Here is a 23,058-nt window from a genome sequence, read left to right on the forward strand (position 1 = left end):
CACCTTTTTTGTGCGTCAGACCGTTGACGCGACGTGAACACTTAAATCACACCCTATAATGATGAGCAATTTCAGCGGTTTTTAACAGGCCGATTCTGCCTGTAATTGTGTTGGGCGTATTAGAAAAAAATGTGATACAACAAACAACGCAACACGCAAACGATAACTTCACAATACAGACCGCAGGAAAGGGTCACTATAATGATTCCACAAATTTCTCAGGCACCCGGTGTTGTTCAACTGGTGCTCAATTTTTTGCAAGCGCTGGAGCAGCAAGGATTCACGGGCGATACGGCAACGAGCTATGCCGATCGTCTGACAATGTCGACGGATAACAGTATCTATCAGCTTCTTCCAGATGCCGTGGTTTTTCCGCGTTCGACAGCAGATGTGGCGCTTATCGCCCGCCTGGCGGCTGAACCTCTTTTTTCCTCGTTGATTTTTACCCCTCGCGGCGGCGGGACAGGAACAAACGGTCAGGCTCTGAATCAGGGCATCATCGTCGATATGTCCCGCTATATGAGCCGCATTATTGAAATTAATCCGCAAGAGGGGTGGGTGCGGGTGGAAGCCGGGGTGATAAAAGACCAGCTCAATCAGTATCTGAAACCCTACGGCTATTTCTTCGCACCAGAATTGTCCACCAGTAACCGGGCGACGCTTGGCGGGATGATCAACACCGATGCGTCCGGGCAAGGGTCGCTGGTTTACGGTAAGACCTCCGATCACGTACTGGGTGTACGTGCGGTGCTAATGGGCGGCGACATTCTTGATACCCAACCCATGCCGGTTGAACTTGCTGAAATGCTCGGCAACACGAATACCTCCATTGGTCGCATCTATAAGACGGTATACCAGCGCTGTCGCGAAAAGCGCCAGTTGATCATCGATAAATTCCCTAAGCTCAATCGCTTTTTAACCGGCTACGATCTGCGGCACGTTTTTAACGACGAGATGACCGAGTTTGATTTAACCCGCATCCTCACCGGCTCTGAAGGCACGCTGGCGTTTATCACCGAAGCCCGCCTGGATATCACGCCGTTGCCGAAAGTTCGACGCCTGGTAAACGTCAAATACGACTCTTTTGATTCGGCGCTGCGTAATGCACCAGTGATGGTTGAAGCGCGTGCGTTATCGGTGGAAACCGTCGACTCCAAAGTTCTTAATCTGGCGCGTGAAGACATTGTCTGGCACTCCGTTAGTGAACTGATTACCGATGTACCGAATAAAGAGATGCTGGGTCTGAACATCGTGGAGTTTGCGGGTGACGACGAAGCTTTGATTGATACGCAGGTTAGTGCCCTTTGCGAGCGCCTTGACGGGTTAATCGCCCGCCAGGAGGCCGGCGTGATTGGCTGGCAGTTGTGTACCGAACTGGCAGGTGTTGAGCGTATTTACGCGATGCGAAAAAAAGCGGTTGGTCTGCTGGGTAATGCAAAAGGCTCCGCAAAACCGATTCCGTTTGCGGAGGATACCTGCGTACCGCCAGAACATTTGGCTGATTATATTGCCGAGTTCCGCGCATTACTCGACAGCCATGGCCTGAGCTATGGCATGTTTGGTCACGTGGATGCGGGTGTACTGCACGTCAGACCGGCGCTGGATATGTGTGATCCGCAGCAGGAAGTGCTGATGAAACGCATCTCTGATGATGTAGTGGCACTGACGGCAAAATACGGCGGTCTGCTGTGGGGTGAGCACGGAAAAGGGTTCCGGGCAGAATACAGCCCGGCGTTTTTCGGTGATGAACTGTATAGCGAACTGCGCAAAGTGAAGGCGGTGTTTGACCCGCAAAACCGTCTGAATCCTGGCAAAATCTGTCCACCAGAGGGCGTTGATGCCCCGATGATGAAAGTGGATGCGGTTAAACGCGGCACTTATGACCGCCAGATCCCGCTGGCCGTAAGGCAGGAATGGCGTGGAGCAATGGAGTGTAATGGCAACGGGTTATGTTTTAACTTTGATGCGAAAAGCCCAATGTGCCCGTCGATGAAAATCAGCCTCAACCGTATTCACTCGCCAAAAGGGCGGGCAACGCTGGTACGTGAATGGCTGCGTCTGCTGGCCGATCGCGGGATCGATCCTGTTAAGCTGGAAAAAGAGTTACCGGAGAAACGTGCCAGTTTGCGTACCCTGATTGCCCGAACCCGCAACAGCTGGCATGCGCGCAAGGGCGAGTATGATTTCTCACATGAAGTGAAAGAGGCGATGTCCGGGTGTCTGGCCTGCAAGGCATGTTCCACGCAGTGTCCGATTAAAATTGACGTACCGGAATTCCGTTCGCGCTTCCTGCAGTTGTACCACACGCGCTATCTGCGCCCGCTACGCGATCATATGGTGGCGACCGTCGAAAGCTATGCGCCGTTAATGGCGCGCGCTCCGAAAACATTTAACTTTTTCATCAACCAACCGCTGGTGCGCAATCTGGCTAAAAAGCATATCGGTATGGTGGATTTACCATTGCTGTCAGCTCCGTCGTTACAACGCCAACTGGTAGGACACCGTTCCGCCAACATGACGCTGGAGCAGCTTGAGGTATTGAGTCCGGAACAGAAGGCTCGCACGGTACTGGTGGTGCAGGATCCGTTTACCAGCTACTACGATGCGCAGGTGGTGGCGGATTTCATCCGCCTGGTGGAAAAACTAGGGTTACAGCCGGTACTGCTGCCGTTCTCGCCCAATGGCAAAGCGCAGCATATTAAGGGCTTTTTAAACCGTTTTGCTAAAACTGCGAAAAAGACATCCGAATTCCTTAATCGTGTGGCGAAGCTGAAAATCCCGATGGTTGGCGTCGATCCGGCGTTGGTGCTGTGCTATCGCGACGAGTACAAACTGGCACTGGGCGAGCAGCGGGGTGATTTCCATGTACAGTTGGTTAACGAATGGCTGTCGACTGTTCTTGAATCGCAGCAACCGACTGCCCTCGGCGGTGAATCGTGGTACTTCTTTGGACATTGCACCGAAGTGACGGCTTTACCCGGCTCACCTGCACAGTGGGCGGCCATTTTTGCCCGATTTGGGGCAAAACTGGAAAATGTCAGCGTAGGTTGTTGTGGGATGGCGGGGACGTATGGTCACGAAGTGAAGAATCACCAGAACTCACTGGGGATCTATGAGCTATCATGGCACCAGGCAATGCAGCGATTGCCGCGTAACCGCTGTCTGGCCGCAGGATATTCTTGCCGCAGCCAGGTTAAACGCGTTGAAGGCACGGGCGTTCGCCATCCATTACAGGCACTGCTGGAGATTATAGGATGATCTGGAAACGTGAAGTCACACTCGAGGCCCTGAATGCCATGGGTGAGGGGAACATGGTTGGGTTGCTTGATATTCGTTTTGTGCACATCGGTGACGATACTCTGGAAGCGACAATGCCGGTGGATCATCGCACGAAACAACCATTTGGCCTGTTACATGGAGGAGCCTCCGTGGTACTGGCTGAGAGTATTGGATCGGTCGCCGGATATCTTTGCACTCAGGGTGATCAAAAAGTGGTGGGACTGGAAGTGAACGCCAACCACATTCGTTCTGCGCGTGAAGGACGCGTCAGAGGCGTTTGTAGCGCTCTGCATACCGGTTCTCGTCACCAGGTCTGGCAAATCGAAATCTTCGATGAACAGGGGAGATTGTGCTGCACTTCGCGTCTGACGACAGCGATACTGTGACGCATTTTGCTTTTGGTCATAATGTGTGCAGAGGAAGGTGCTATACTGTGCAGGTTTTGAACACAAGCGAGGATGATATGTCTACCCAATTAGACCCGGCCCTACTGGCAATAGAATTTTTACGTCGTGATAAAACCGATCTTTCACCTGCTCAGTATTTGAAAAGACTGAAACAACTGGAGCTGGAGTTTGCCGATTTACTGACGCTCTCTTCGACTGAACTGAAAGAAGAGATCTATTTTGCCTGGCGCCTGGGCGTTCATTGATTCCAGTATGCTAATCGTGATGAAACCCCGACACCTGTTCGGGGTTATTTTTTGCGTTAAATCTTGTTTACCACTTCATCTCACCTGTATTTACTTTCGCACTCAATTCCAGAGAGCTGGCATCCGCAAGGCCGGGCCAGGCGGCAGTCATCGTTTTAATCACGTAGTCTGAGCCTTTTTTAGCTCCAAGTGCCTGTTCAAACGACTGTAAGTAATCCTGGGTGAAGCGAATCGCTTTATCGCCCGCCGGCAGTTCGCCAATGTAATGGCCTGGAATGACCTGAGTTGGCTGCAAAGCCTGCATTTCACTGAGTACATTACGCCATTGCGCACGTTGTTCAGAGGACTGAGTATCCGCCGTCCAGACATGAATACCAGAAGCTACACCGGTTCCACCGAGGATTGCGCGATTGGCTGGGATCCAGACGTAAGCGGCATAATCATCAGGATGGCGGAGTTCCAGGGTTTCACCATCAACGGTAAAACGCGTTTGTGTTGTGGCTTGCGGTACGGTGAGAGACGCTGGCGCACCGTCTTTCATCTGGGGGCCCCAGAATTGCAGTTTGGCCTCTTTAGTGGCGCGAATATGATCCACCACGTGAGGCGTTGCCAGTATTTTTACGTCAGGGAACGCTTTTACAATCGGTTCAAGGCCAAAATAGAAATCCGGATCGCCGGAGGTAATTACGATAGCTTTGAGTTTTTTTCCGCTGGCGTGGATCATCTGCACCAGCTTTTCGCCATCTTTGGTGCTGAATTGCGCATCAAACAAAATGGCCTCTTTCGGACCAGACACCAGCGTTGAGGAGACAGGGAAAATAGATTTTTCCTGCGGGTTGTAAACATCAAGCTGGAGTGGGGCAGCAAATACCGGGGAGGCGAACAGTGGCAACAGCAGGGCCAGGTTTTTAACTTTCATAATGGAATAACCTTTTGCAGATGAAATTGTCTTTTGCACGTCTCTTATTTTAAGGAAATTCGGATCTGTTAGAATTCCTCTATCAGGACATGCTGAGTTTCATAAAACGATCGGATGGGATGCGATGGACAGAGTCATGGCGGCAACAGTATTTAATCATATTTGTGATTTGGGCAGTCTGAGTGCCGCCGCGCGAGCGCTGGGTCTTTCCAGACCGATGGTCAGTCGCTATCTCGATGAGATGGAGAAATGGGCCGGTGCACGGTTGATCCACCGTTCATCTCGTCGGTTAACGATCACGCCTGCCGGTGAGGAGGCGTTGGTGAAAACCCGCTCGCTGGCGCAATTGTCGCTGGATATTGGTGCCGCCAGTGCGACCGAAGTTCCTTCCGGAACGTTACGGGTGGCCTGCGCACATTTCACCGCTATGCATATTCTTGCCCCGGTGCTGCCCGCTTTTCTGGCGCGTTATCCTGAACTCCGTATTGAGGTTGAAATTAATAATCAACCGGTTAGCCTTGTGGGGGAACGTATTGATGTGGCGATCCGTATCACGGACAATCCCGAGCCAGGAAGCATCGCCCGTCGGTTAGGAGACTGTGAGTCGGTGCTATGTGCCTCTGCTGATTATCTTCGTCTGCATGGTACTCCCCACACGGTTGCAGAACTCGCACAACATAATTGCCTCTACTACAGCGGATTTGCCGGAAAATCATGGCATTTTCAGAATGAGAACGCCGAGGTTGTCTCTGTGGCAATAAAAGGGAATTTGAGCGCGGGTATCTCTTCGCTTTTATGCGAGTCGGCGCTGGCGGGAATGGGGATCGCGCTGGTACCAGAGCAGGAGGCGAGAGAAGGCCTGGCGCAGGGACAATTGGTGCGACTACTGCCACAGTTGCAGCCGAGACGCTTGCCGATTTACGGATTATACCTTTCGCGTGAGCATCAGCCTGCAGGGCTGCGTCTGTTGCTGGATGCCCTCAATCAGACACAAAATTAAAAATGTGAAGTGAGCCAGATTATAAAACAGGCGAATCGCAGTTTGTGTTAAAAATGGCTCACCGGGATATGAGACTATTCCTAACGCCCCTTCAAGAGCTAAGCCATCGTGAGTGCCGGAGATAAGCGCCGGATGGGGCCGGAACCCTTAAGCCTGCTAACCAGCAGCCTTAAGGGTTTTTTATTACCTGTGTTTACCCGCATCCAATTCTTCTCCTATTCCTTAAATAGACATTATCTATACATCTTTTCGTGTTTGACCTGCCTGAACGATTTGGTTTTCATAATCTATTATATATCAATGCATTGAACAAAATAATCCATCTCTGTGAACCCTCGCCGCAGGGTCTATGCTTAATAAAAGTAGCCAAAAAGGGCGGTTAACCCGAATGCCCCTGCTGTTGAGGGGTTGAAGTGATAATCATTATCACTAACATGATGTTATAGCTTGAAGGCTAATTACTCGAGGTAACCCTATGGAATTGCATTCAGGAACATTTGATCCGGACGACTTTGCATGGCGTGGATTGACGTTAACGCCCGCCGCTGCGGCACATATTCGCGAGCTGGTGGCAAAACAGCCCGATATGTTGGGCGTCCGGTTAGGCGTGAAGCAAACGGGATGTGCGGGATTCGGCTATGTGCTGGGCACTGTCAGTCAACCGGATAAAGACGACCTGCTATTTGAAACGGATGGCGCCAGACTCTACGTAGCGTTACAGGCGATGCCGTTTATCGACGGAACTGAAGTCGATTTTGTTCGTGAAGGATTAAATCAGTTATTTAAATTTCATAACCCGAAAGCACAGAACGAATGCGGCTGTGGCGAAAGTTTTGGGGTATAGGCGGTACTATGTCTCGTAACACTGAAGCAACTGACGATGTCAACACCTGGTCTGGCGGGCACCTCAATTACAAAGAGGGGTTCTTCACCCAACTAAAAACCGATGAACTCGCGAAAGGAATCAACGAAGAGGTGGTTCGCGCGATTTCCGCGAAGCGCAACGAGCCTGAGTGGATGCTCGAATTTCGTCTTAACGCGTTCCGAGCGTGGCTGACGATGGAAGAGCCGCACTGGCTAAAAGCGCATTACGAAAAACTGAATTATCAGGATTACAGCTATTACTCTGCACCTTCTTGCGGTAATTGTGATGAAACCTGCGCGTCGGAGCCGGGAGCGGTGCAACAGACGGGCGCGAATGCGTTTTTAAGCAAAGAAGTTGAGGACGCGTTTGAACAGCTTGGCGTGCCGGTCCGCGAAGGTAAAGAAGTGGCGGTAGATGCCATTTTTGACTCGGTATCGGTTGCTACGACCTACCGCGACAAGCTGGCAGAGCAGGGTATTATTTTCTGTTCGTTCGGTGAGGCCATTCACGATCACCCGGATCTCGTGAGGCAGTATCTCGGTACTGTCGTTCCGGGTAATGACAATTTCTTTGCCGCGTTAAATGCGGCGGTAGCTTCAGACGGTACGTTCATTTATGTGCCGAAAGGCGTGCGCTGTCCGATGGAGCTTTCCACGTATTTCCGTATTAATGCGGAAAAAACCGGGCAGTTTGAACGCACGATTCTGGTGGCGGATGAGGGCAGTTACGTCAGCTATATCGAAGGTTGTTCGGCACCAGTGCGTGACAGCTACCAACTGCATGCGGCGGTGGTGGAAGTTATCATCCATAAAGATGCTGAAGTGAAGTACTCGACGGTACAAAACTGGTTCCCCGGAGATGGAAATACAGGCGGCATCCTGAACTTCGTCACCAAACGTGCGCTGTGTGAAGGTGAGAACAGCAAGATGTCCTGGACGCAGTCGGAAACCGGCTCGGCTATCACCTGGAAATACCCGAGCTGTATTTTGCGCGGGGACAATTCTATCGGTGAGTTCTATTCCGTCGCGCTGACCAGTGGGTATCAGCAGGCTGATACCGGCACCAAAATGATACACATTGGCAAGAACACCAAATCAACCATCATATCGAAGGGAATTTCCGCCGGGCACAGCCAGAACAGCTATCGTGGTCTGGTGAAAATCATGCCGACCGCCACCAACGCCCGTAACTACACCCAATGTGACTCCATGCTGATTGGTGCGGACTGCGGGGCGCACACCTTCCCGTATGTCGAGTGTCGTAACAACAGCGCCCAGCTTGAACACGAAGCTACAACCTCACGCATCGGTGAAGATCAGCTGTTCTATTGCCTGCAGCGCGGTATCAGCGAAGAAGATGCCATCTCAATGATCGTCAACGGTTTTTGTAAAGACGTGTTCTCTGAACTGCCGCTGGAATTTGCTGTGGAAGCGCAAAAACTTCTCGCCATTAGTCTTGAACACAGCGTCGGCTAAAATTTAAGGAAAGCACATGTTAAGTATTAAAGATTTACAGGTCAGTGTGGAAGATAAGGCGATTCTGCGTGGGCTTAGCCTTGAGATTCGCCCCGGCGAAGTGCACGCCATTATGGGACCAAACGGTTCAGGGAAAAGTACGCTGTCTGCGACGCTCGCCGGGCGTGAAGATTATGAAGTGACCGGTGGTACGGTTGAATTCAACGGAAAGGATTTGCTGGAACTGTCGCCTGAAGACCGCGCCGGAGAAGGCATATTTATGGCATTTCAGTATCCGGTGGAAATCCCGGGCGTCAGCAATCAGTTTTTCCTGCAAACGGCACTTAATGCGGTGCGTAGCTACCGCGGGGAAGAGGTTCTGGACCGCTTTGACTTCCAGGATTTGATGGAAGAAAAAATTGAGTTGTTAAAGATGCCGGAAGATTTGCTCACCCGTTCGGTGAACGTGGGCTTCTCTGGCGGTGAGAAAAAGCGTAACGATATTCTGCAAATGGCGGTACTGGAGCCGGAGCTGTGCATTCTCGATGAGTCCGACTCCGGGCTGGATATTGACGCGTTGAAGATTGTCGCGGATGGCGTGAACTCGCTTCGCGACGGCAAGCGGTCGTTCATTATCGTCACCCACTATCAGCGCATCCTGGACTATATCAAACCCGATTACGTTCACGTTCTCTACCAGGGGCGAATTGTGAAGTCCGGCGATTTCACACTGGTCAAACAGCTGGAGGAGCAAGGATATGGCTGGCTTAGTGAACAGCAGTAATGTGCTACAACAGTGGCACCATCTGTTTGAGGCGCAGGGCGAAAATCGTTCGCAACACGCGCAACAGCACCTGCAACAGATGCTGCGTCTGGGGCTGCCTACGCGCAAACATGAGGACTGGAAATATACCCCGCTGGAAGGATTAACCACCGGACAGTTTGTAAGTCGTTTTTCAGAAATTAGTTCGACACAGTGCGAGGCGTTGTCGACAGGTATTGATGCCATCCGTCTGGTTTTTGTCGATGGGCAGTTTTGCCCGACGCTCAGCGACAGCGTGGACGGTAGCGGTTTCGACGTGAGTATTGACGACACACGCCTGGGTCTACCGGCGCCGATTCAGCCTGAAGTGTTTCTGCATCTGACTGAAAGCCTGTCTCGTAGCGTGACACACATTCACGTCAAGCGTAATCAGCGCCCGACGAAACCGCTATTACTCATGCACATTACCCAGGGACTGGCGGGAGATGAGATCAATACAGCGCATTATCGTCACCATCTTGAACTGGCGGAAGGCGCGGAAGCCACTGTCGTTGAACATTACGTCAGCCTCAACGATGCGCGTCATTTTACGGGTGCACGCTTAACAATGAACGTGGCGGCAAACGCCCATTTGCATCACATCAAGCTGGCGTTTGAAAACCCGGTCAGTCATCACTTTGCTCATAACGACATGCAGTTAGGGGCGGATGCGACGGCCATAAGCTACAGCTTTTTGCTCGGCGATGCGGTATTGCGTCACAACACCAGCACTCAACTGAACGGCGAAAATACCACGCTGCGGATTAACAGTCTGGCGATGCCGGTAAAAAATGAAGTCTGCGATACCCGTACGTGGCTGGAGCATAACAAGGGCTATTGCAATAGTCGTCAGCTACATAAGACGATCGTCAGCGATAAAGGTCGGGCAGTGTTCAATGGCCTGATCAATGTGGCGCAGCATGCCATCAAAACCGACGGGCAAATGACCAACAATAATTTGCTGCTTGGTAAACTGGCGGAAGTGGACACCAAGCCGCAACTGGAAATATACGCTGATGACGTGAAATGTAGTCATGGTGCGACGGTAGGGCGGATCGACGATGAACAGATGTTCTATCTCCGATCCCGTGGGATCGGCCAGCAGGATGCTCAACAGATGATTCTCTATGCGTTTGCCGCTGAGCTAACAGAAGCCCTGCGCGATGAAACGCTGAAACAACAGGTTCTGGCGCGGATCGCTCAACGCCTGCCGGGAGGCGTAGCATGACATTTCCGATTGAAAAAGTGCGGGCTGACTTTCCTGTCCTGACGCGTGAAGTGAACGGTTTGCCGCTGGCCTACCTGGATAGCGCCGCCAGTGCACAAAAGCCGAATCAGGTGATTGATGCCGAGGCTGAGTTTTACCGCCATAGTTATGCTGCCGTCCACCGGGGTATTCATACGCTCAGCGCCCAGGCCACGGAGAAAATGGAGAATGTGCGTAAGCTGGCTTCTCTGTTTATTAACGCCCGTTCAGCCGAAGAGCTGGTGTTTGTGCGTGGTACAACGGAGGGTATTAACCTGGTAGCCAACAGTTGGGGCAGTAGCAATGTGCGGGCAGGTGATAACATTATCATTAGCGAGATGGAGCACCATGCCAACATTGTTCCGTGGCAGATGTTGTGCGCCCGTGTAGGCGCAGAGCTGCGCATTATTCCTCTCAATACTGATGGCACGTTGCAACTGGAGCTGCTGCCGACGCTGTTCGATGACCGCAGCAAACTGCTGGCTATTACCCATGTATCAAACGTGCTGGGGACAGAAAACCCGTTGTCGGAGATGATTGCGCTGGCGCATGAGCACGGCGCGAAAGTGCTGGTGGATGGCGCGCAGGCTGTGATGCACCACAAAGTGGATGTACAGGCGCTGGATTGCGACTTTTATGTCTTTTCCGGGCATAAACTTTACGGCCCAACCGGCATCGGCGTGCTGTATGCCAGGGAATCTCTGCTGCAAGAGATGCCGCCGTGGGAAGGCGGGGGATCGATGATAGCGACAGTTAGCCTGACCCAGGGGACGACATGGGCTAAAGCCCCCTGGCGCTTTGAGGCTGGAACACCTAACACCGGGGGGATTATCGGTCTGGGAGCCGCTATCGAGTATGTCAGTGCGTTAGGGCTCGAGGAAATCAGCGAGTATGAGCAGTTCATGATGAGCTATGCGCTTGAGCAACTGGCGAGCGTCCCGGACCTGATCCTCTATGGACCTAAAGACCGACTGGGCGTCATTGCGTTTAATCTTGGTAAGCATCACGCGTACGACGTCGGCAGTTTTCTTGATAACTACGGGATTGCCGTGCGGACGGGACATCACTGCGCCATGCCGTTGATGGCGTACTATAACGTTCCCGCAATGTGTCGGGCTTCGATTGCCATGTACAACACCCATGAAGAAGTGGACCGTCTGGTGACGGGACTGAAACGTATTCATCACTTACTGGGTTAATAGAGAGGCGTTATGGCTGCGCTACCGGATAAAGAAAAATTGTTGCGTAATTTTCTGCGTTGCGCTAATTGGGAAGAGAAGTACCTGTATATTATTGAATTGGGTCAGCGTTTGCCGGAATTAAATACCGACGATCGCTGTCCGGAAAACAGCATTCAGGGATGCCAGAGTCAGGTATGGATAGTAATGCGTCAGAATGCTGACGGTATTATTGAATTACAGGGCGACAGTGATGCGGCAATTGTGAAAGGGCTAATCGCCGTGGTATTCATTTTGTATAACCGGATGACAGCCCAGGATATTGTGAATTTTGACGTGCGTCCGTGGTTTGAAAAAATGGCGCTCGCACAGCATCTCACACCGTCTCGTTCACAGGGGCTTGAAGCGATGATTCGCGCTATTCGTACGAAAGCTGCAACTCTTAGCTAAACTGATAAAACATATCATCCTTCAGGTTGACCCGGATGATTATGTACAGAGCAACGCAGTGACTCGTAGGCCGGATAAGGTATTCACCAGTATCCGGCAATAACGCCAGGGGGGTGAGTGAGTATGAAACGCGCGTCTATTATTACTCTAATGCTGATCGGCGCTTACAGCGCTATACAGGCCGCCTGGGCGGTCGATTATCCTTTGCCCCAGGCAAACAGTCGTCTTGTTGGGCAGAATCAAACCTATACCGTGCAGGAGAGCGATAAGAACTTACAGGCAATAGCCCGTCGGTTCGACACCGCGGCGATGCTGATCCTCGAAGCCAATAACACCATCGCTCCCGTACCGAAACCCGGAACCCTGATTACTATTCCTTCGCAATTGCTGTTACCGGATGCCCCGCGTGAAGGCATTATTGTAAATCTGGCGGAACTGCGTCTCTATTACTTCCCGCCGGGAGAAAATATTGTTCAGGTTTTCCCGATTGGCATCGGTCTGCAGGGGCTGGAAACTCCGGTGATGGAAACCCGGGTCGGGCAAAAAATACCTAATCCCACCTGGACACCTACACCAGGCATTCGTAAGCGTTCTCTTGAGCGTGGTATTACGTTGCCTCCTGTGGTACCCGCTGGGCCAAATAACCCGCTAGGACGCTTTGCACTGCGTCTGGCGCATGGAAACGGTGAATACCTTATTCACGGAACCAGCGCACCTGACAGCGTTGGCCTGCGCGTGAGCTCCGGATGCATCCGCATGAATGCGCCGGACATCAAAGCCCTGTTTGCTCAGGTCAGAACGGGAACACCGGTCAGAGTGATTAATGAGCCGATAAAATATTCTGTTGAACCAAACGGTATGCGGTACGTGGAAGTGCATCGTCCATTATCGCCGGAAGAAGAACAGAACGTTCAGACCATGCCGTATGTGCTGCCGGCTGGTTTTACTCAGTTCAAGGAAAGTAATACAGTAGATCATAGTCTGGTGGAACGCGCGCTTTATCGACGTGCGGGATATCCGGTCACCGTAACGGCCGGACAGACGCAAGAGACCACCAATGGGGTGGAAGTTAAATCTGCGCAGAATGGAATGCCTGGCGCGGGAGAGGAAATGCGCACAACGCAGTAACAGGGAAGCGTAAATTAAAGGCAAAAAAAATGGCGCACAATGTGCGCCATTTTTATTACACAGATACTATTACTTACGGTATTTAGTAGCTGCGTTGTCCAGACGCTGGTTAGCGCGAGCTGCGTCATCTTTAGCAGCCTGAACGTCGGAACGCATTGCGTTCACGTCGTTGCTCAGCTGGTCAACTTTAGCGTTCAGAGTCTGAACGTCAGAAGACAGCTGATCGATTTTAGCGTTGCTGGAGCAACCTGCCAGCAGAGTAGAACCCAGGATTACCGCGCCCAGTACCAGTTTAGTACGATTCATTATTAATACCCTCTAGATTGAGTTAATCTCCATGTAGCGTTACAAGTATTACACAAAGTTTTTTATGTTGAGAATATTTTTTTGATGGGAATGCACTTATTTTTGATCGTTCGCTCAAAGAAGCATCGAATTGTGCAAAAACGGCTAAAAAACCGTGTGAAAACAGAAAGCTTCCATCGGATTCATCTTAGATAATCTCTAATTAGATAGTGAAATCCGATTTGATTTTTTATTAATCATGACTATTGATAAAATAAAAAAAGCGCCACCAGGGCGCTTTTTTTAGCAAATTAATTCACGTCGGAATTATTACAGCACGTGAACAGATGCAGTATTGGTCGTGCCGCTTGGTACCAGCGCGCCGGAAACCATCACCACAACGTCGCCTTTCTGTGCCAGACCGCTTTCCAGTGCAACTTCTTTACCCAGACGGTAGAAATCATCGGTAGAGCTGATTTCTTTCACTACCTGCGCAACTACGCCTTTGCTCAGCACCAGTTGACGGGCAGTAGTTTCGTTGGTGGTCAGCGCCAGGATGGTGGCATCCGGGAAGTATTTACGTACTGCGCGTGCAGATTTACCGCCCTGGGTAGCCACTACGATCAGCGGAGCGTCCAGTTTTTCAGCAGTTTCAACTGCGCCACGGCAAACGGCTTCAGTAATGCGCAGTTTGCGGCTGTCGTTGTTGAAGTCCAGACGGCTGGTCATTACGCGGTCGGTACGTTCACAGATGGTAGCCATGATGGTCACAGCTTCCAGCGGGTACTTACCTTTAGCGGATTCACCGGACAGCATTACTGCATCGGTACCGTCGAGGATGGCGTTCGCTACGTCGCCAGCTTCAGCACGGGTCGGACGTGGGTTTTTGATCATGGAGTCCAGCATCTGGGTCGCAGTGATAACCACTTTGCGCGCGCGGATACATTTTTCGATGATCATTTTCTGTGCGAAGATAACTTCTTCTACAGGGATCTCAACGCCCATGTCGCCACGAGCAACCATGATACCGTCAGATGCTTCGAGGATTTCGTCGAAGTTGTTCAGACCTTCCTGGTTTTCGATTTTGGAGATGATCTGGATGTTTTCGCCGCCGTGCGCTTTCAGGTGCTCACGGATTTCGATAACGTCAGAACGTTTACGGATGAAGGACGCTGCAACGAAGTCAACGCCTTGCTCGCAACCAAAGATCAGGTCTTGTTTATCTTTTTCAGCCAGTGCTGGCAGTGCGATGGAAACGCCCGGCAGGTTAACGCCTTTGTTTTCGCCCAGATCACCGTTGTTCAGCACTTTACAAATAACTTTGTTACCTTCGATAGCGGTAACTTCCATGCCGATCAGACCGTCGTCAACCAGCACAGTGTTGCCTACGGACAGGTCTTTGGTGAAGCCTTCGTAGGTAACAGCAACGATTTCGTTATTACCAACAACAGATTTGTCGGTAGTAAAAGTGAAGGTCTGGCCCGCTTTCAGAGAAACGTCATTGCCGCCTTCCAGTTTAATGGTACGGATTTCCGGACCTTTAGTGTCGAGCAGGATGGCTGCTTTTTTGCCAGTTTTGCTCATCACGTTGCGCAAATTCTTGATGCGCTGACCATGTTCTTCGTAGTCACCGTGGGAGAAGTTCAGACGCATGACGTTCATGCCCGCGTCCAGCATTTTGGTTAACATCTCTTCGGATTCGGTTTTCGGACCGATGGTGCAAACAATTTTCGTCTTTTTCATGACAGTCTTAGTCTTTAAGTTGAGAAGGATATGGAAATCTGGCTTCCGTCGCGCACGGCCGGGAAGCTAAACCTGAGTTGCGAAAGTTGTGATGCCTCGCTCTAAGGATAGGTGACATCAATAAAGCGTGCAGAGGAATGTGTGCTTGCGTTTCAGCCCAACGGGAAGGTGAGTTTTGTAGTCGTTGAGTATTACAGGTCAATGTGCTGAAACCATTCAAGAGACAATTGGCGCGCATTATACGCTGAAAATTATCAAAAAGGAAAATGGAAACAGCGTTTCAAAAGAGTTCTGTGCAGTTTCACAAAAAATATTCACGCATTTGTTCATCGGTATGGATAAAGAGGTTGCCCACGGGCGTGGTTTGTTGCGCAACAAGCTACATTTGTCGTCTGAAATGGCTGTTTTCTGTACATGGTAATGTGATTTTTGCATATTTCTAAAAGTTATATCAAATTCGTTTTAATTCATTTTAAAAGCTAACTTCACTGATTACACTCGTTTGGACATCCATACTGCTAAACAGCTAAAGGCACTAGCAGGATAACGATAAGCAGCAGCGGATACCAAACGACATGATTGTCCTGAAAAATATTTCAAAAGTGTTTACGCCAGGCAGGCTTTCCATTACCGCTGTCGATGACGTCAATCTGACGGTTGAACAGGGACAGATTTACGGAATTATTGGCTACAGTGGTGCCGGTAAGAGCACCCTGATACGCCTGCTTAATGGACTCGAAAAACCGACATCCGGCAGTGTGATTATTAATGGTCATGACATCTCAGCAGCAAGCGGAGAATCTCTGCGTCAGGCGCGACTGAAGATCAGCATGGTTTTTCAGCATTTCAATTTACTGTGGTCGCGAACCGTTTTCGAAAACATTGCGTTCTCGATGCAAATTGCCGGCGCTCCGAAAGCGAAAATTAAAGCACGGGTTGCCGAACTGATTACGCTGGTTGGGCTGAGTGGCCGTGAAAATGCTTATCCGTCGCAGCTCAGCGGCGGTCAAAAGCAGCGCGTTGGGATTGCACGGGCGCTTGCGAACAATCCGGACGTGCTGCTGTGTGACGAAGCCACATCGGCGCTGGATCCGCAAACCACCGATCAGATTTTAGATCTACTGCTCGATATTAACCGCCGCTTCAAATTAACGATTGTGCTGATTACTCATGAAATGCATGTGGTGCGCAAAATCTGCGATCGCGTGGCAGTGATGGAGAACGGCAGAGTTGTTGAAGAGGGCGATGTACTTAGCGTCTTCACCCATCCGCAGCAGCCGATTACACGCCAGTTTGTCCGTCAGGTAAGTCAGTATGCTGAGGAGGACGAGTTTAACCCACAGCTGGCAAGCGAACTTGGCGGGGTAGTAATCAAATTAACCTTTACCGGAAACCGCACACACCGGCCTATTGTTGGGGAACTGACTCTGCGTTACGGCCTGCCATTTAACATTTTGCACGGCAAGATGACGCAAACCGCCCACGGCACATTTGGTCAGCTATGGGTGCACGTTGTGGCCACCGAAGAACAGCTCAGCAATATTCTGGCCGATCTGCGCCACAGCGACATCGACGCGGAGGTAATTCAACATGGTTGAAAATCTTTTTCCCCATCTGAAATGGGACCAACTGTTTGCCGCGACCCAGGAAACGCTCTACATGACCGCGCTGTCCGGCGTGGCGACATTTGTGCTGGGGATTGCGCTTGGACTGGCGCTATTTCTGACGGCTCGCGGAGGTCTATTCCCGAACCGTGCGTTGTACAGCGCCATTTCACTGGTGGTGAACATCTTCCGCTCGATCCCGTTCATCATTCTGATCGTGCTGTTGATCCCGTTTACCAAAGCGATGGTTGGCACCATTCTCGGGGCCAATGCCGCGTTACCTGCACTAATTGTTGGCGCTGCGCCGTTTTATGCACGCCTGGTCGAAATCGCTTTACGTGAAGTGGACAAGGGTGTCATTGAAGCGACCCGCTCGATGGGCGCGCGTCTGAGTACGCTTATTTTTCGGGTTTTACTGCCTGAATCATCACCGGCTCTGGTATCCGGGATCACCGTGACGCTGATTGCGTTGGTTAGTTACAGCGCGATGGCTGGTGTGATTGGTGCAGGTGGTTTAGGGAATTTGGCTTATCTGGAAGGATTCCAGCGCAACCACAGCGACGTCACGCTGGTGGCGACGGTGACCATACTTGTCATCGTCTTCATTATCCAGCTTTGCGGCGATGTGATCACCTCTCTGTTAGATAAACGCTAATAAAATACGGAAACCATAATCATGAAAAAATCACTGACATTACTCGCTGCAGCAACCCTTAGCGCCCTGAGCTTTGCCTCGTGGGCAGATACCCTGACCGTTGGCGCGTCTAACGTGCCGCATGCTGAAATTCTTGAGCAGGCGAAGCCTATTCTGGCGAAGCAGGGGATCGAACTGGAGATTAAACCGTTCCAGGATTACATTTTGCCGAACACCGCGCTTGCTGGCCGTGAGATTGATGCTAACTACTTCCAGCATATTCCGTATCTGAATAGTGTATTGAAGGATCATGCAGGCGATAAAACTTATGATTTCGTCAGCGCCGGAGCGATTCACATTGAGCCAATCGGTATTTACTCCAAAAAGGTGAAATCGCTCAAGGACCTGCCGGAAGGTGGCAAGGTCATCATGCGTGACGCAGTTTCTGAAGAAGGTCGTATTCTGTCGATTTTCGAAAAAGAGGGCGTGATTAAACTTAAGCCCGGGGTGGATAAAGTCACTGCACGCATCAGCGACATTGTTGATAATCCGAAAAAGCTGAAGTTCCTGCCTAACGTGGAAGCGGCACTGTTACCGCAGATGTATAACAATGACGAGGGCGACGCGGTCGTTATTAACGCTAACTACGCCATCGACGCCGGTCTGGATCCGGTTAAAGATCCGATTGCCGTTGAAAGCGGTGAAAATAACCCGTATGCCAACATTATTACCGTACATCGTGGCGATGAGAAGAAGAAGGATATCGTGGCACTGGTTGATGCGCTGCATTCTAAAGAGATCCAGGACTGGATCCGCACCAAATATAAAGGTGCGGTGATCCCGGTAAATAACTAATCCAGACTGCGCCGGATGGTATAGCCACCATCCGGCACACGGATCACACCCGGTCGATTTTCGCCGGAAGCCCCTGACGTACCGAGGCGCCAGAAACCCAGTCCAGCCAGGTATTGGCGACCTGACGTGTCGGATCGGCAAAGCCGAGATCGTTAATATTGATTCCTGATTTTATCTGGGTGTCAGATGCCATCAGCTCGCCATCAAGCGTATGCTGCGCCGCGCCCATTTCTCTGTGTCCGTAACCATGCTCAATCGCGATCACCCCAGGCATTACGCCATTGAGCAGACTGATCTGCGCCTGTGCCTGACCGCCAGGGGTCGTAATGCGAACTACATCGCCATGGGACACCCCAAAACGCCGACCATCTACCGGATTTAGCGCTACCAGATTCACCGGTTTAAGATGATGCAGGCGAGGGATCACCGCCGACGCGCTGGACATGGTATTGGATTTAAATGAAATCAGCTTCAGAGGCCACTCCCGTTCAGGGAATAATTCATCAATGGAACGACCGTCACTGAGGCGCGCAGGATACCAGGCCGGACATCCGCTATAGCGTTCACCGGTAATCGCATGACGGTGCGCGGCAACGTCCGCATTCCAGATTTGCAGTGGTTTCTCCCACGCATTACCGATGCGGTTTTCCACCCGACCGCTCTTGTCCGGAGCAAAGCGACCACCGCGCGAATAGACAAACGCGACACGGCTTATTTCATCGGCTTTCAGCGTTTGCGTTATTACAGGGAGGATCCGCGTCACGCCAGTTAGCGAGATATCGTCAGGTGTGGCTTCAGCGACAGGCGCTTTTCCCATAAACGCAATGTTTGCGGCGACCCTGAGGTAGTAATCTTCTGCACGGTTAAGTGGGTAGTGGTTACCTTGCGGATCGGTAATCGCGTTGTCACCAAAGCCCGGCAGCCCGATGCGTTTGGCTACTGCAATGCAGAAAGACTCCATCGACGCTGGTTGACCGTCCTCGGTTTTACTGGTCGCTGGTGCAACTACCGGCCAGCGCGCGGTTGTGGCTTTGCTGGCAACGCCTGCCCACGGTGCGCTGAATCCCCAGCTTTCGAAGTTGTGCGTATCCGGTACGATGTAATCCGCCAGTGCGGTTGTTTCGTTCATGAAGGCGTCAATTGCGATAAACAGCGGCAGACGAGCAGGATCTTTGAGTTTTTCTTCCGCTACGCCGCGCAACCCTGCCACACCGTAGAACGGGTTGGTCATGTTGGAGATCCACGCTTTCAGCGGGTAAGGGTAACCTTCGAGCGCCGAGGCGAGTAATTCGGTCAGCTGACCTGCAACAAAAGGATACCATGGGGCTTTGGCCGGGAAGGGCGATTGCCCGGCGGCGACTTTATTACGGTACTCTTCAGAGGATTCATAGGCGGTTTTACTGCGTGCGATGCTCAGCCCTTTTGGCTTCACCTTTCCGGCGAAACTGTCCATATTGTAGCGAGGACCATCGGTCGCACCATTGAATTTGCCTCCACCAACAAACACGCCGCCTTCCAGGCTGAGGTTGCCAATCAGCGCATTCAGCATCATCACCGCCCAGGCATTATAAAATCCGTTGCCTGCCATCATCCCGCCGTGGGTGATCACTGCGGCTTTACGCCCGTGACGGGTGAATGCGTCGGCCAGGACGCTTATTTTCGCTTCCGCCACGCCGCACTGCTGGCTGTATTGCGCCATCGAGAGTTTTTCGGCGGACTCTTTCAGACACTGGAACCCGCTTTTTACCGTTACCGTTTGCCCATCAGTCAGCGTAACCTGGCGTGTCACAAACAGTTGTGCGCGTTGGCAGTCGCTGGCGGCTACACTCTCTCCAGCCTCGTTAACAACCACCGGTTCACTGGTCGCGCCTGCGTGCAAATGCGCAAGGGTTAAATGCTGTCCGGCAAGCGTTGGGATTTCATCGGTGATCACCAGATGCGTGGCATTGGTCCAGCTTTTTTCCCCGGCCTGTTGCATCGCCTGTACACCGGGAATGGTGAGGTAATCGGCGTTGTAGCGCTGGTTGTCGATTATCCAGCGGATCATCCCCATCGCCAGCGCGGAGTCGCTTCCCGGACGCACGGGTTGCCAGTATCCACGATCATCAGCCAACACCGTGGTTAACGGTAGGGCGGGCGCAACCACGACATACTGAAAATCGTTGCGTAAACGGGCGCTGGCAAGCTGCCGGGCCTGGCGCTTAAACGGGTTGCCGGACTGTGCCGGAGAGGTGCCCATAAACAGCGCGAATTCGACATTGTCCCAGTCAGGTTTGACGTGGGTATTCTTATCCAGATCGCCCATTAACGCGCCAGATCCAGCCCGATATGCCAGCCCACAGTAAGCGCCGTGTGCGCCGAAGTTTTTACTGCCGAAACTGTTAAGGGCAAAGCGACGTAAAAACGTATCGCGCCCCTCATCGCTGGTATTGGTGACCAGTAACTGATTTGATTTCGGACCAAAGCCGGGATGACTGGCATCAATTGGTGTATTGGGATCGTGTATTGCCCGTAGACCGTCAACATGGCCCTCACCAAACAGATCGCCACCTTCCACGACCTCTTTGATCAACTGTTCGAAGCTAATGCGCTGCCATTTACCCTCACCACGCTTACCAACGCGCTTCATCGGCTCCAGAATGCGAAGTGGACTGTACAGGCCTTCAAGTAAAGTTGCGCCACGAGCGCAGGCGGTTGAACGTGCGTCAAGACCGCTTTCACCCGCCAGTTGTTCCATAGCGGTGGCAAAGGGTACAGAAGAATCAATGTGGTGTTCGTGAGATAACGGATGATACGGGTTGCCCGCAATACGCAGCACTTTCCCTTTTTCGCTGTCGACGCGAACGCGTACACCGCATTGAGTCCAGCAACCGAAGCATTGCGTCATTGAGATCACCTGTTGCGGATTCTGCTGCCAGCGTGACCGGGCGTTGGCTTCGGGGATTAATGCGTTGCCAATGATTCGATCGCGGGTGATTTTTCCTGAAGATCCATCAAGTAAACCGTCAATTGCACGTTTTGCCACGTCCCGGTAACTCAGCCCAAAGGTTACCATCCCTCCAACGGTGAGACCGACTTTAAGCCACTGACGACGGGTTAAATTAGCCATGTTGCATTCTCCTTGCGATCGCATTCAGGACTTCACGAACAATAATGATAAGTGCTATCCACAGGCCAAAGGTGCCGAGTATGGCAAGCCAGCCATCCGTGCCGGCAGGCAGGGCGTATGGGTTAAACTGCGCGTTAAACTTGGGTATGGTTTGGACCTGAATCAGGAGTGTCCAGCGCATCAGCCAGCACAGCGCCATTGCACTTAAAGCCAGCAAAACGCGCAGCGGAAGTGACAAAGGATGACGCAACACCAGTCCACAAAAGCACAGAGAAACAACCCACAGCACCACCCAGCTGATGGCGTAATGGCGTGCTGAAGACGCAATATCCAGCCAGTAGCGGATAGCCGAACCTGAAAGCGTATTGCTGCTTACCCAGATAACCATCACCATCGACAGCGCGATTAACGTCGCGATTTGTCCCCATGCCAACTTGCGCAGCAATGTGCCTTCACTTTTCGATGCGGCGATCAGCAGAGCTAAGAAGGTCTGTAGCGCACTCAGGAACATCGCGACCGGGAAGGCATAACTGAACCAGATGGGGCGCGCCTGAACCACCGATACTTCACGACCGGTGTACACCAACAACCCGATTGCAGAAAGCGCGCTGCCGATGGTTAACCATTTGGTGACACTGTAACTTTTGAGCGTAAACTGTTTGATGTGTTGTGCCAGAAACCATAGCCCAAGAAACCCGGTGAACAGTGGTAAAAATAGCGCCCCCCAGGGCATCCATGACCACGGCGTTGGGTAAGCGTAGAAATGCCAGACGCGGGCGGTTTGGTGTAAATCCGCTGTAAGCGCCAGTGGGGCGGTGATCGCACAGGTCAATGCGATAAGCAGAGTGAGGTTTTCTAACTCCGGCTGCTCTTTTTTTCGCCAGTAGAGAACGCAGGCGAAGAGCGCGGCGCAGGCGGCAATACCGATAAAAAAGAAGTATTGTACAGCCCACGGTAGCCAGCTTACGTCCTGTGGATGCGCCAGAACCTCTTCAATAACCAATGAGTGGGTCATTTAAACCTCCTGCCAGAGAGCGGGTTGAGCACGTCCCATCAACGGGGTAACAAAGGCTTCATCCAGTCCGAGATAGAACACGTGGGGCGAAGTGCCGCTTTCGGGTTTCAGGACTTTGATGGCGTCATGATGATCGTGCAGCATCTGCGAAATCCGACTGTGTGGATCTTTTAGATCGCCAATGATTCGCGCACCACCAACGCAGGACTCCACGCAGGCAGGGAGCAATCCGGCTTCCAGTCGGTGAACGCAAAAGGTGCACTTATCGGCGGTTTGGGTTTCATGGTTTATAAAGCGTGCATCGTAAGGACACGCCTGTACGCAGTAGGCGCAGCCTACACAGCGCGTGTTGTCGACCACCACAATGCCATCTTCACGTTGGAAGGTGGCCTGCACCGGACAAACGGGAACGCAGGGTGGATTATCACAATGGTTACACAGGCGCGGCAGCAGGACGTTGGTTACGCTTTGCTGGCCTTCAAGCTGCACCTGATACTGGTTAACGTGGGTACGAAACTCCCCCTGAGGTGTCTGGTTTTCAATAGCACAACTGACGGTGCAGGCCTGACAGCCGATACACCGCCGCAGGTCAATCAGCATGCCGTAGCGGTGCTGAAGAGAGCCTTCATGCCGTTCAGGTGAGAAAGGGAATTGTGCCTGAGCCAGGGGAACCAGTGATGCGCCAGCGGTCAGGACACCCAGTTGCTGGAGAAACTGCCGTTTACTGCTGTCCATATTTTCTCCCGTCACGATGCAACAACGAAACATTGGTCACGCCGTTGGTTTGCGTATGATGAATAAAGAATGTTGATGATTTACAGTGTAAAAATCGCGGCGGGG

Annotated in this window: 21 protein-coding genes; 15 read left to right on the forward strand and 6 right to left on the reverse strand. The window is 51.8% G+C overall.

Annotation, left to right across the window (positions count from 1 at the left end):
* Window positions 1-201 precede the first annotated feature (201 nt).
* The 3 genes from LG384_RS10110 (at window position 202) to LG384_RS10120 (ending at window position 3,931) form a co-directional block, all read left to right on the forward strand.
* Window positions 202-3,258 carry an FAD-binding and (Fe-S)-binding domain-containing protein gene (locus tag LG384_RS10110; RefSeq protein WP_225760851.1) on the forward strand — a complete coding sequence of 1,019 codons (3,057 nt, stop codon included), beginning with the start codon at window positions 202-204 and terminating at the stop codon, window positions 3,256-3,258.
* Window positions 3,255-3,665, forward strand: coding sequence for a 1,4-dihydroxy-2-naphthoyl-CoA hydrolase (gene menI, locus LG384_RS10115; protein ID WP_045442199.1), 411 nt, complete (start codon window positions 3,255-3,257; stop codon window positions 3,663-3,665). The genes LG384_RS10110 and menI overlap by 4 nt, the downstream gene beginning before the upstream one ends.
* A gap of 77 nt (window positions 3,666-3,742) precedes the next feature.
* Window positions 3,743-3,931, forward strand: a complete 189-nt coding sequence (locus LG384_RS10120) for a YdiH family protein (protein ID WP_045449579.1) — start codon at window positions 3,743-3,745, stop codon at window positions 3,929-3,931.
* Window positions 3,932-3,998: 67 nt separating this feature from the next.
* Here the strand turns inward: LG384_RS10120 and LG384_RS10125 are convergent, their stop codons facing one another.
* Window positions 3,999-4,850, reverse strand: coding sequence for a Vmh family MBL fold metallo-hydrolase (locus tag LG384_RS10125; RefSeq protein ID WP_225760852.1), 852 nt, complete (start codon window positions 4,848-4,850; stop codon window positions 3,999-4,001).
* A gap of 124 nt (window positions 4,851-4,974) precedes the next feature.
* Between LG384_RS10125 and LG384_RS10130 the strand changes: the two genes are divergently transcribed.
* The 8 genes from LG384_RS10130 to LG384_RS10165 all read left to right on the forward strand — a co-directional run bounded on the left by LG384_RS10130 (window position 4,975) and on the right by LG384_RS10165 (window position 12,973).
* Window positions 4,975-5,850 (forward strand): LysR family transcriptional regulator, encoded by an 876-nt coding sequence (locus LG384_RS10130; RefSeq protein WP_048221576.1) that lies wholly within the window; start codon window positions 4,975-4,977, stop codon window positions 5,848-5,850.
* Window positions 5,851-6,325: 475 nt separating this feature from the next.
* Window positions 6,326-6,694 (forward strand): Fe-S cluster assembly scaffold SufA, encoded by a 369-nt coding sequence (sufA, locus tag LG384_RS10135; RefSeq protein ID WP_048221575.1) that lies wholly within the window; start codon window positions 6,326-6,328, stop codon window positions 6,692-6,694.
* An 8-nt stretch (window positions 6,695-6,702) separates the two neighbouring features.
* Window positions 6,703-8,190, forward strand: coding sequence for a Fe-S cluster assembly protein SufB (gene sufB, locus LG384_RS10140; RefSeq protein ID WP_045442211.1), 1,488 nt, complete (start codon window positions 6,703-6,705; stop codon window positions 8,188-8,190).
* Between the two features lie 16 nt (window positions 8,191-8,206).
* Window positions 8,207-8,953: a Fe-S cluster assembly ATPase SufC gene (gene sufC / locus LG384_RS10145; RefSeq protein ID WP_045442214.1), complete on the forward strand. Its 747-nt coding sequence runs from the start codon at window positions 8,207-8,209 to the stop codon at window positions 8,951-8,953.
* Window positions 8,928-10,199 (forward strand): Fe-S cluster assembly protein SufD, encoded by a 1,272-nt coding sequence (gene sufD, locus LG384_RS10150; protein ID WP_200011688.1) that lies wholly within the window; start codon window positions 8,928-8,930, stop codon window positions 10,197-10,199. Before sufC ends, sufD begins: the two co-directional genes overlap by 26 nt.
* Window positions 10,196-11,416, forward strand: a complete 1,221-nt coding sequence (gene sufS, locus LG384_RS10155; RefSeq protein WP_225760853.1) for a cysteine desulfurase SufS — start codon at window positions 10,196-10,198, stop codon at window positions 11,414-11,416. The genes sufD and sufS overlap by 4 nt, the downstream gene beginning before the upstream one ends.
* Before the next feature lie 12 nt (window positions 11,417-11,428).
* Window positions 11,429-11,845, forward strand: coding sequence for a cysteine desulfuration protein SufE (sufE, locus tag LG384_RS10160; RefSeq protein ID WP_045442222.1), 417 nt, complete (start codon window positions 11,429-11,431; stop codon window positions 11,843-11,845).
* A gap of 123 nt (window positions 11,846-11,968) precedes the next feature.
* The gene (locus tag LG384_RS10165) at window positions 11,969-12,973 is read left to right on the forward strand and encodes a L,D-transpeptidase family protein (protein ID WP_225761293.1); all 1,005 of its coding nucleotides are present in this window, start codon (window positions 11,969-11,971) and stop codon (window positions 12,971-12,973) included.
* Between the two features lie 69 nt (window positions 12,974-13,042).
* Here the strand turns inward: LG384_RS10165 and lpp are convergent, their stop codons facing one another.
* Together lpp and pykF are read right to left on the reverse strand one after the other, a co-directional pair.
* Entirely contained in the window at window positions 13,043-13,279 is a 237-nt protein-coding gene (gene lpp / locus LG384_RS10170; RefSeq protein ID WP_003029373.1) for a murein lipoprotein Lpp, read from the reverse strand.
* A 309-nt stretch (window positions 13,280-13,588) separates the two neighbouring features.
* Window positions 13,589-15,001 (reverse strand): pyruvate kinase PykF, encoded by a 1,413-nt coding sequence (gene pykF / locus LG384_RS10175; RefSeq protein WP_045442228.1) that lies wholly within the window; start codon window positions 14,999-15,001, stop codon window positions 13,589-13,591.
* A 184-nt stretch (window positions 15,002-15,185) separates the two neighbouring features.
* Between pykF and LG384_RS10180 the strand changes: the two genes are divergently transcribed.
* The 4 genes from LG384_RS10180 (at window position 15,186) to LG384_RS10195 (ending at window position 18,094) form a co-directional block, all read left to right on the forward strand.
* Complete coding sequence (locus LG384_RS10180) at window positions 15,186-15,422, forward strand: hypothetical protein (protein WP_045442231.1); 237 nt, start codon at window positions 15,186-15,188, stop codon at window positions 15,420-15,422.
* Window positions 15,423-15,576: 154 nt separating this feature from the next.
* Window positions 15,577-16,599 carry a methionine ABC transporter ATP-binding protein gene (locus LG384_RS10185; protein WP_225760854.1) on the forward strand — a complete coding sequence of 341 codons (1,023 nt, stop codon included), beginning with the start codon at window positions 15,577-15,579 and terminating at the stop codon, window positions 16,597-16,599.
* Window positions 16,592-17,260 (forward strand): methionine ABC transporter permease, encoded by a 669-nt coding sequence (locus LG384_RS10190; RefSeq protein WP_048221571.1) that lies wholly within the window; start codon window positions 16,592-16,594, stop codon window positions 17,258-17,260. Before LG384_RS10185 ends, LG384_RS10190 begins: the two co-directional genes overlap by 8 nt.
* Before the next feature lie 21 nt (window positions 17,261-17,281).
* Entirely contained in the window at window positions 17,282-18,094 is an 813-nt protein-coding gene (locus tag LG384_RS10195; RefSeq protein WP_045442239.1) for a MetQ/NlpA family ABC transporter substrate-binding protein, read from the forward strand.
* Window positions 18,095-18,137: 43 nt separating this feature from the next.
* Here the strand turns inward: LG384_RS10195 and ttrA are convergent, their stop codons facing one another.
* Genes ttrA through ttrB form a run of 3 tightly spaced genes read right to left on the reverse strand, consistent with a single transcriptional unit; the run spans window position 18,138 to window position 22,953 of the window.
* The gene (gene ttrA, locus LG384_RS10200; RefSeq protein ID WP_225760855.1) at window positions 18,138-21,203 is read right to left on the reverse strand and encodes a tetrathionate reductase subunit TtrA; all 3,066 of its coding nucleotides are present in this window, start codon (window positions 21,201-21,203) and stop codon (window positions 18,138-18,140) included.
* The gene (gene ttrC, locus LG384_RS10205) at window positions 21,196-22,218 is read right to left on the reverse strand and encodes a tetrathionate reductase subunit TtrC (protein ID WP_225760856.1); all 1,023 of its coding nucleotides are present in this window, start codon (window positions 22,216-22,218) and stop codon (window positions 21,196-21,198) included. Before ttrC ends, ttrA begins: the two co-directional genes overlap by 8 nt.
* Complete coding sequence (gene ttrB / locus LG384_RS10210) at window positions 22,219-22,953, reverse strand: tetrathionate reductase subunit TtrB (protein ID WP_048221568.1); 735 nt, start codon at window positions 22,951-22,953, stop codon at window positions 22,219-22,221.
* Window positions 22,954-23,058: the final 105 nt, after the last annotated feature.

Origin of the sequence: Citrobacter sp. Marseille-Q3906 (genome assembly GCF_916618775.1) — a bacterium.
In the GTDB taxonomy this organism is placed as follows: domain Bacteria; phylum Pseudomonadota; class Gammaproteobacteria; order Enterobacterales; family Enterobacteriaceae; genus Citrobacter; species Citrobacter murliniae.

Coding starts and splice junctions, on each gene's coding strand:
- LG384_RS10195 (WP_045442239.1), top strand. CDS start 17,282: ATGAAAAAATCACTGACATTACTCGCTGCAGCAACCCTTAGCGCCCTG.
- sufB (WP_045442211.1), top strand. CDS start 6,703: ATGTCTCGTAACACTGAAGCAACTGACGATGTCAACACCTGGTCTGGC.
- LG384_RS10190 (WP_048221571.1), top strand. CDS start 16,592: ATGGTTGAAAATCTTTTTCCCCATCTGAAATGGGACCAACTGTTTGCC.
- sufS (WP_225760853.1), top strand. CDS start 10,196: ATGACATTTCCGATTGAAAAAGTGCGGGCTGACTTTCCTGTCCTGACG.
- sufE (WP_045442222.1), top strand. CDS start 11,429: ATGGCTGCGCTACCGGATAAAGAAAAATTGTTGCGTAATTTTCTGCGT.
- sufC (WP_045442214.1), top strand. CDS start 8,207: ATGTTAAGTATTAAAGATTTACAGGTCAGTGTGGAAGATAAGGCGATT.
- LG384_RS10130 (WP_048221576.1), top strand. CDS start 4,975: ATGGACAGAGTCATGGCGGCAACAGTATTTAATCATATTTGTGATTTG.
- LG384_RS10120 (WP_045449579.1), top strand. CDS start 3,743: ATGTCTACCCAATTAGACCCGGCCCTACTGGCAATAGAATTTTTACGT.
- ttrA (WP_225760855.1), bottom strand. CDS start 21,203: ATGGCTAATTTAACCCGTCGTCAGTGGCTTAAAGTCGGTCTCACCGTT.
- LG384_RS10125 (WP_225760852.1), bottom strand. CDS start 4,850: ATGAAAGTTAAAAACCTGGCCCTGCTGTTGCCACTGTTCGCCTCCCCG.
- sufA (WP_048221575.1), top strand. CDS start 6,326: ATGGAATTGCATTCAGGAACATTTGATCCGGACGACTTTGCATGGCGT.
- LG384_RS10165 (WP_225761293.1), top strand. CDS start 11,969: ATGAAACGCGCGTCTATTATTACTCTAATGCTGATCGGCGCTTACAGC.
- LG384_RS10110 (WP_225760851.1), top strand. CDS start 202: ATGATTCCACAAATTTCTCAGGCACCCGGTGTTGTTCAACTGGTGCTC.
- lpp (WP_003029373.1), bottom strand. CDS start 13,279: ATGAATCGTACTAAACTGGTACTGGGCGCGGTAATCCTGGGTTCTACT.
- ttrC (WP_225760856.1), bottom strand. CDS start 22,218: ATGACCCACTCATTGGTTATTGAAGAGGTTCTGGCGCATCCACAGGAC.
- sufD (WP_200011688.1), top strand. CDS start 8,928: ATGGCTGGCTTAGTGAACAGCAGTAATGTGCTACAACAGTGGCACCAT.
- LG384_RS10185 (WP_225760854.1), top strand. CDS start 15,577: ATGATTGTCCTGAAAAATATTTCAAAAGTGTTTACGCCAGGCAGGCTT.
- menI (WP_045442199.1), top strand. CDS start 3,255: ATGATCTGGAAACGTGAAGTCACACTCGAGGCCCTGAATGCCATGGGT.
- ttrB (WP_048221568.1), bottom strand. CDS start 22,953: ATGGACAGCAGTAAACGGCAGTTTCTCCAGCAACTGGGTGTCCTGACC.
- pykF (WP_045442228.1), bottom strand. CDS start 15,001: ATGAAAAAGACGAAAATTGTTTGCACCATCGGTCCGAAAACCGAATCC.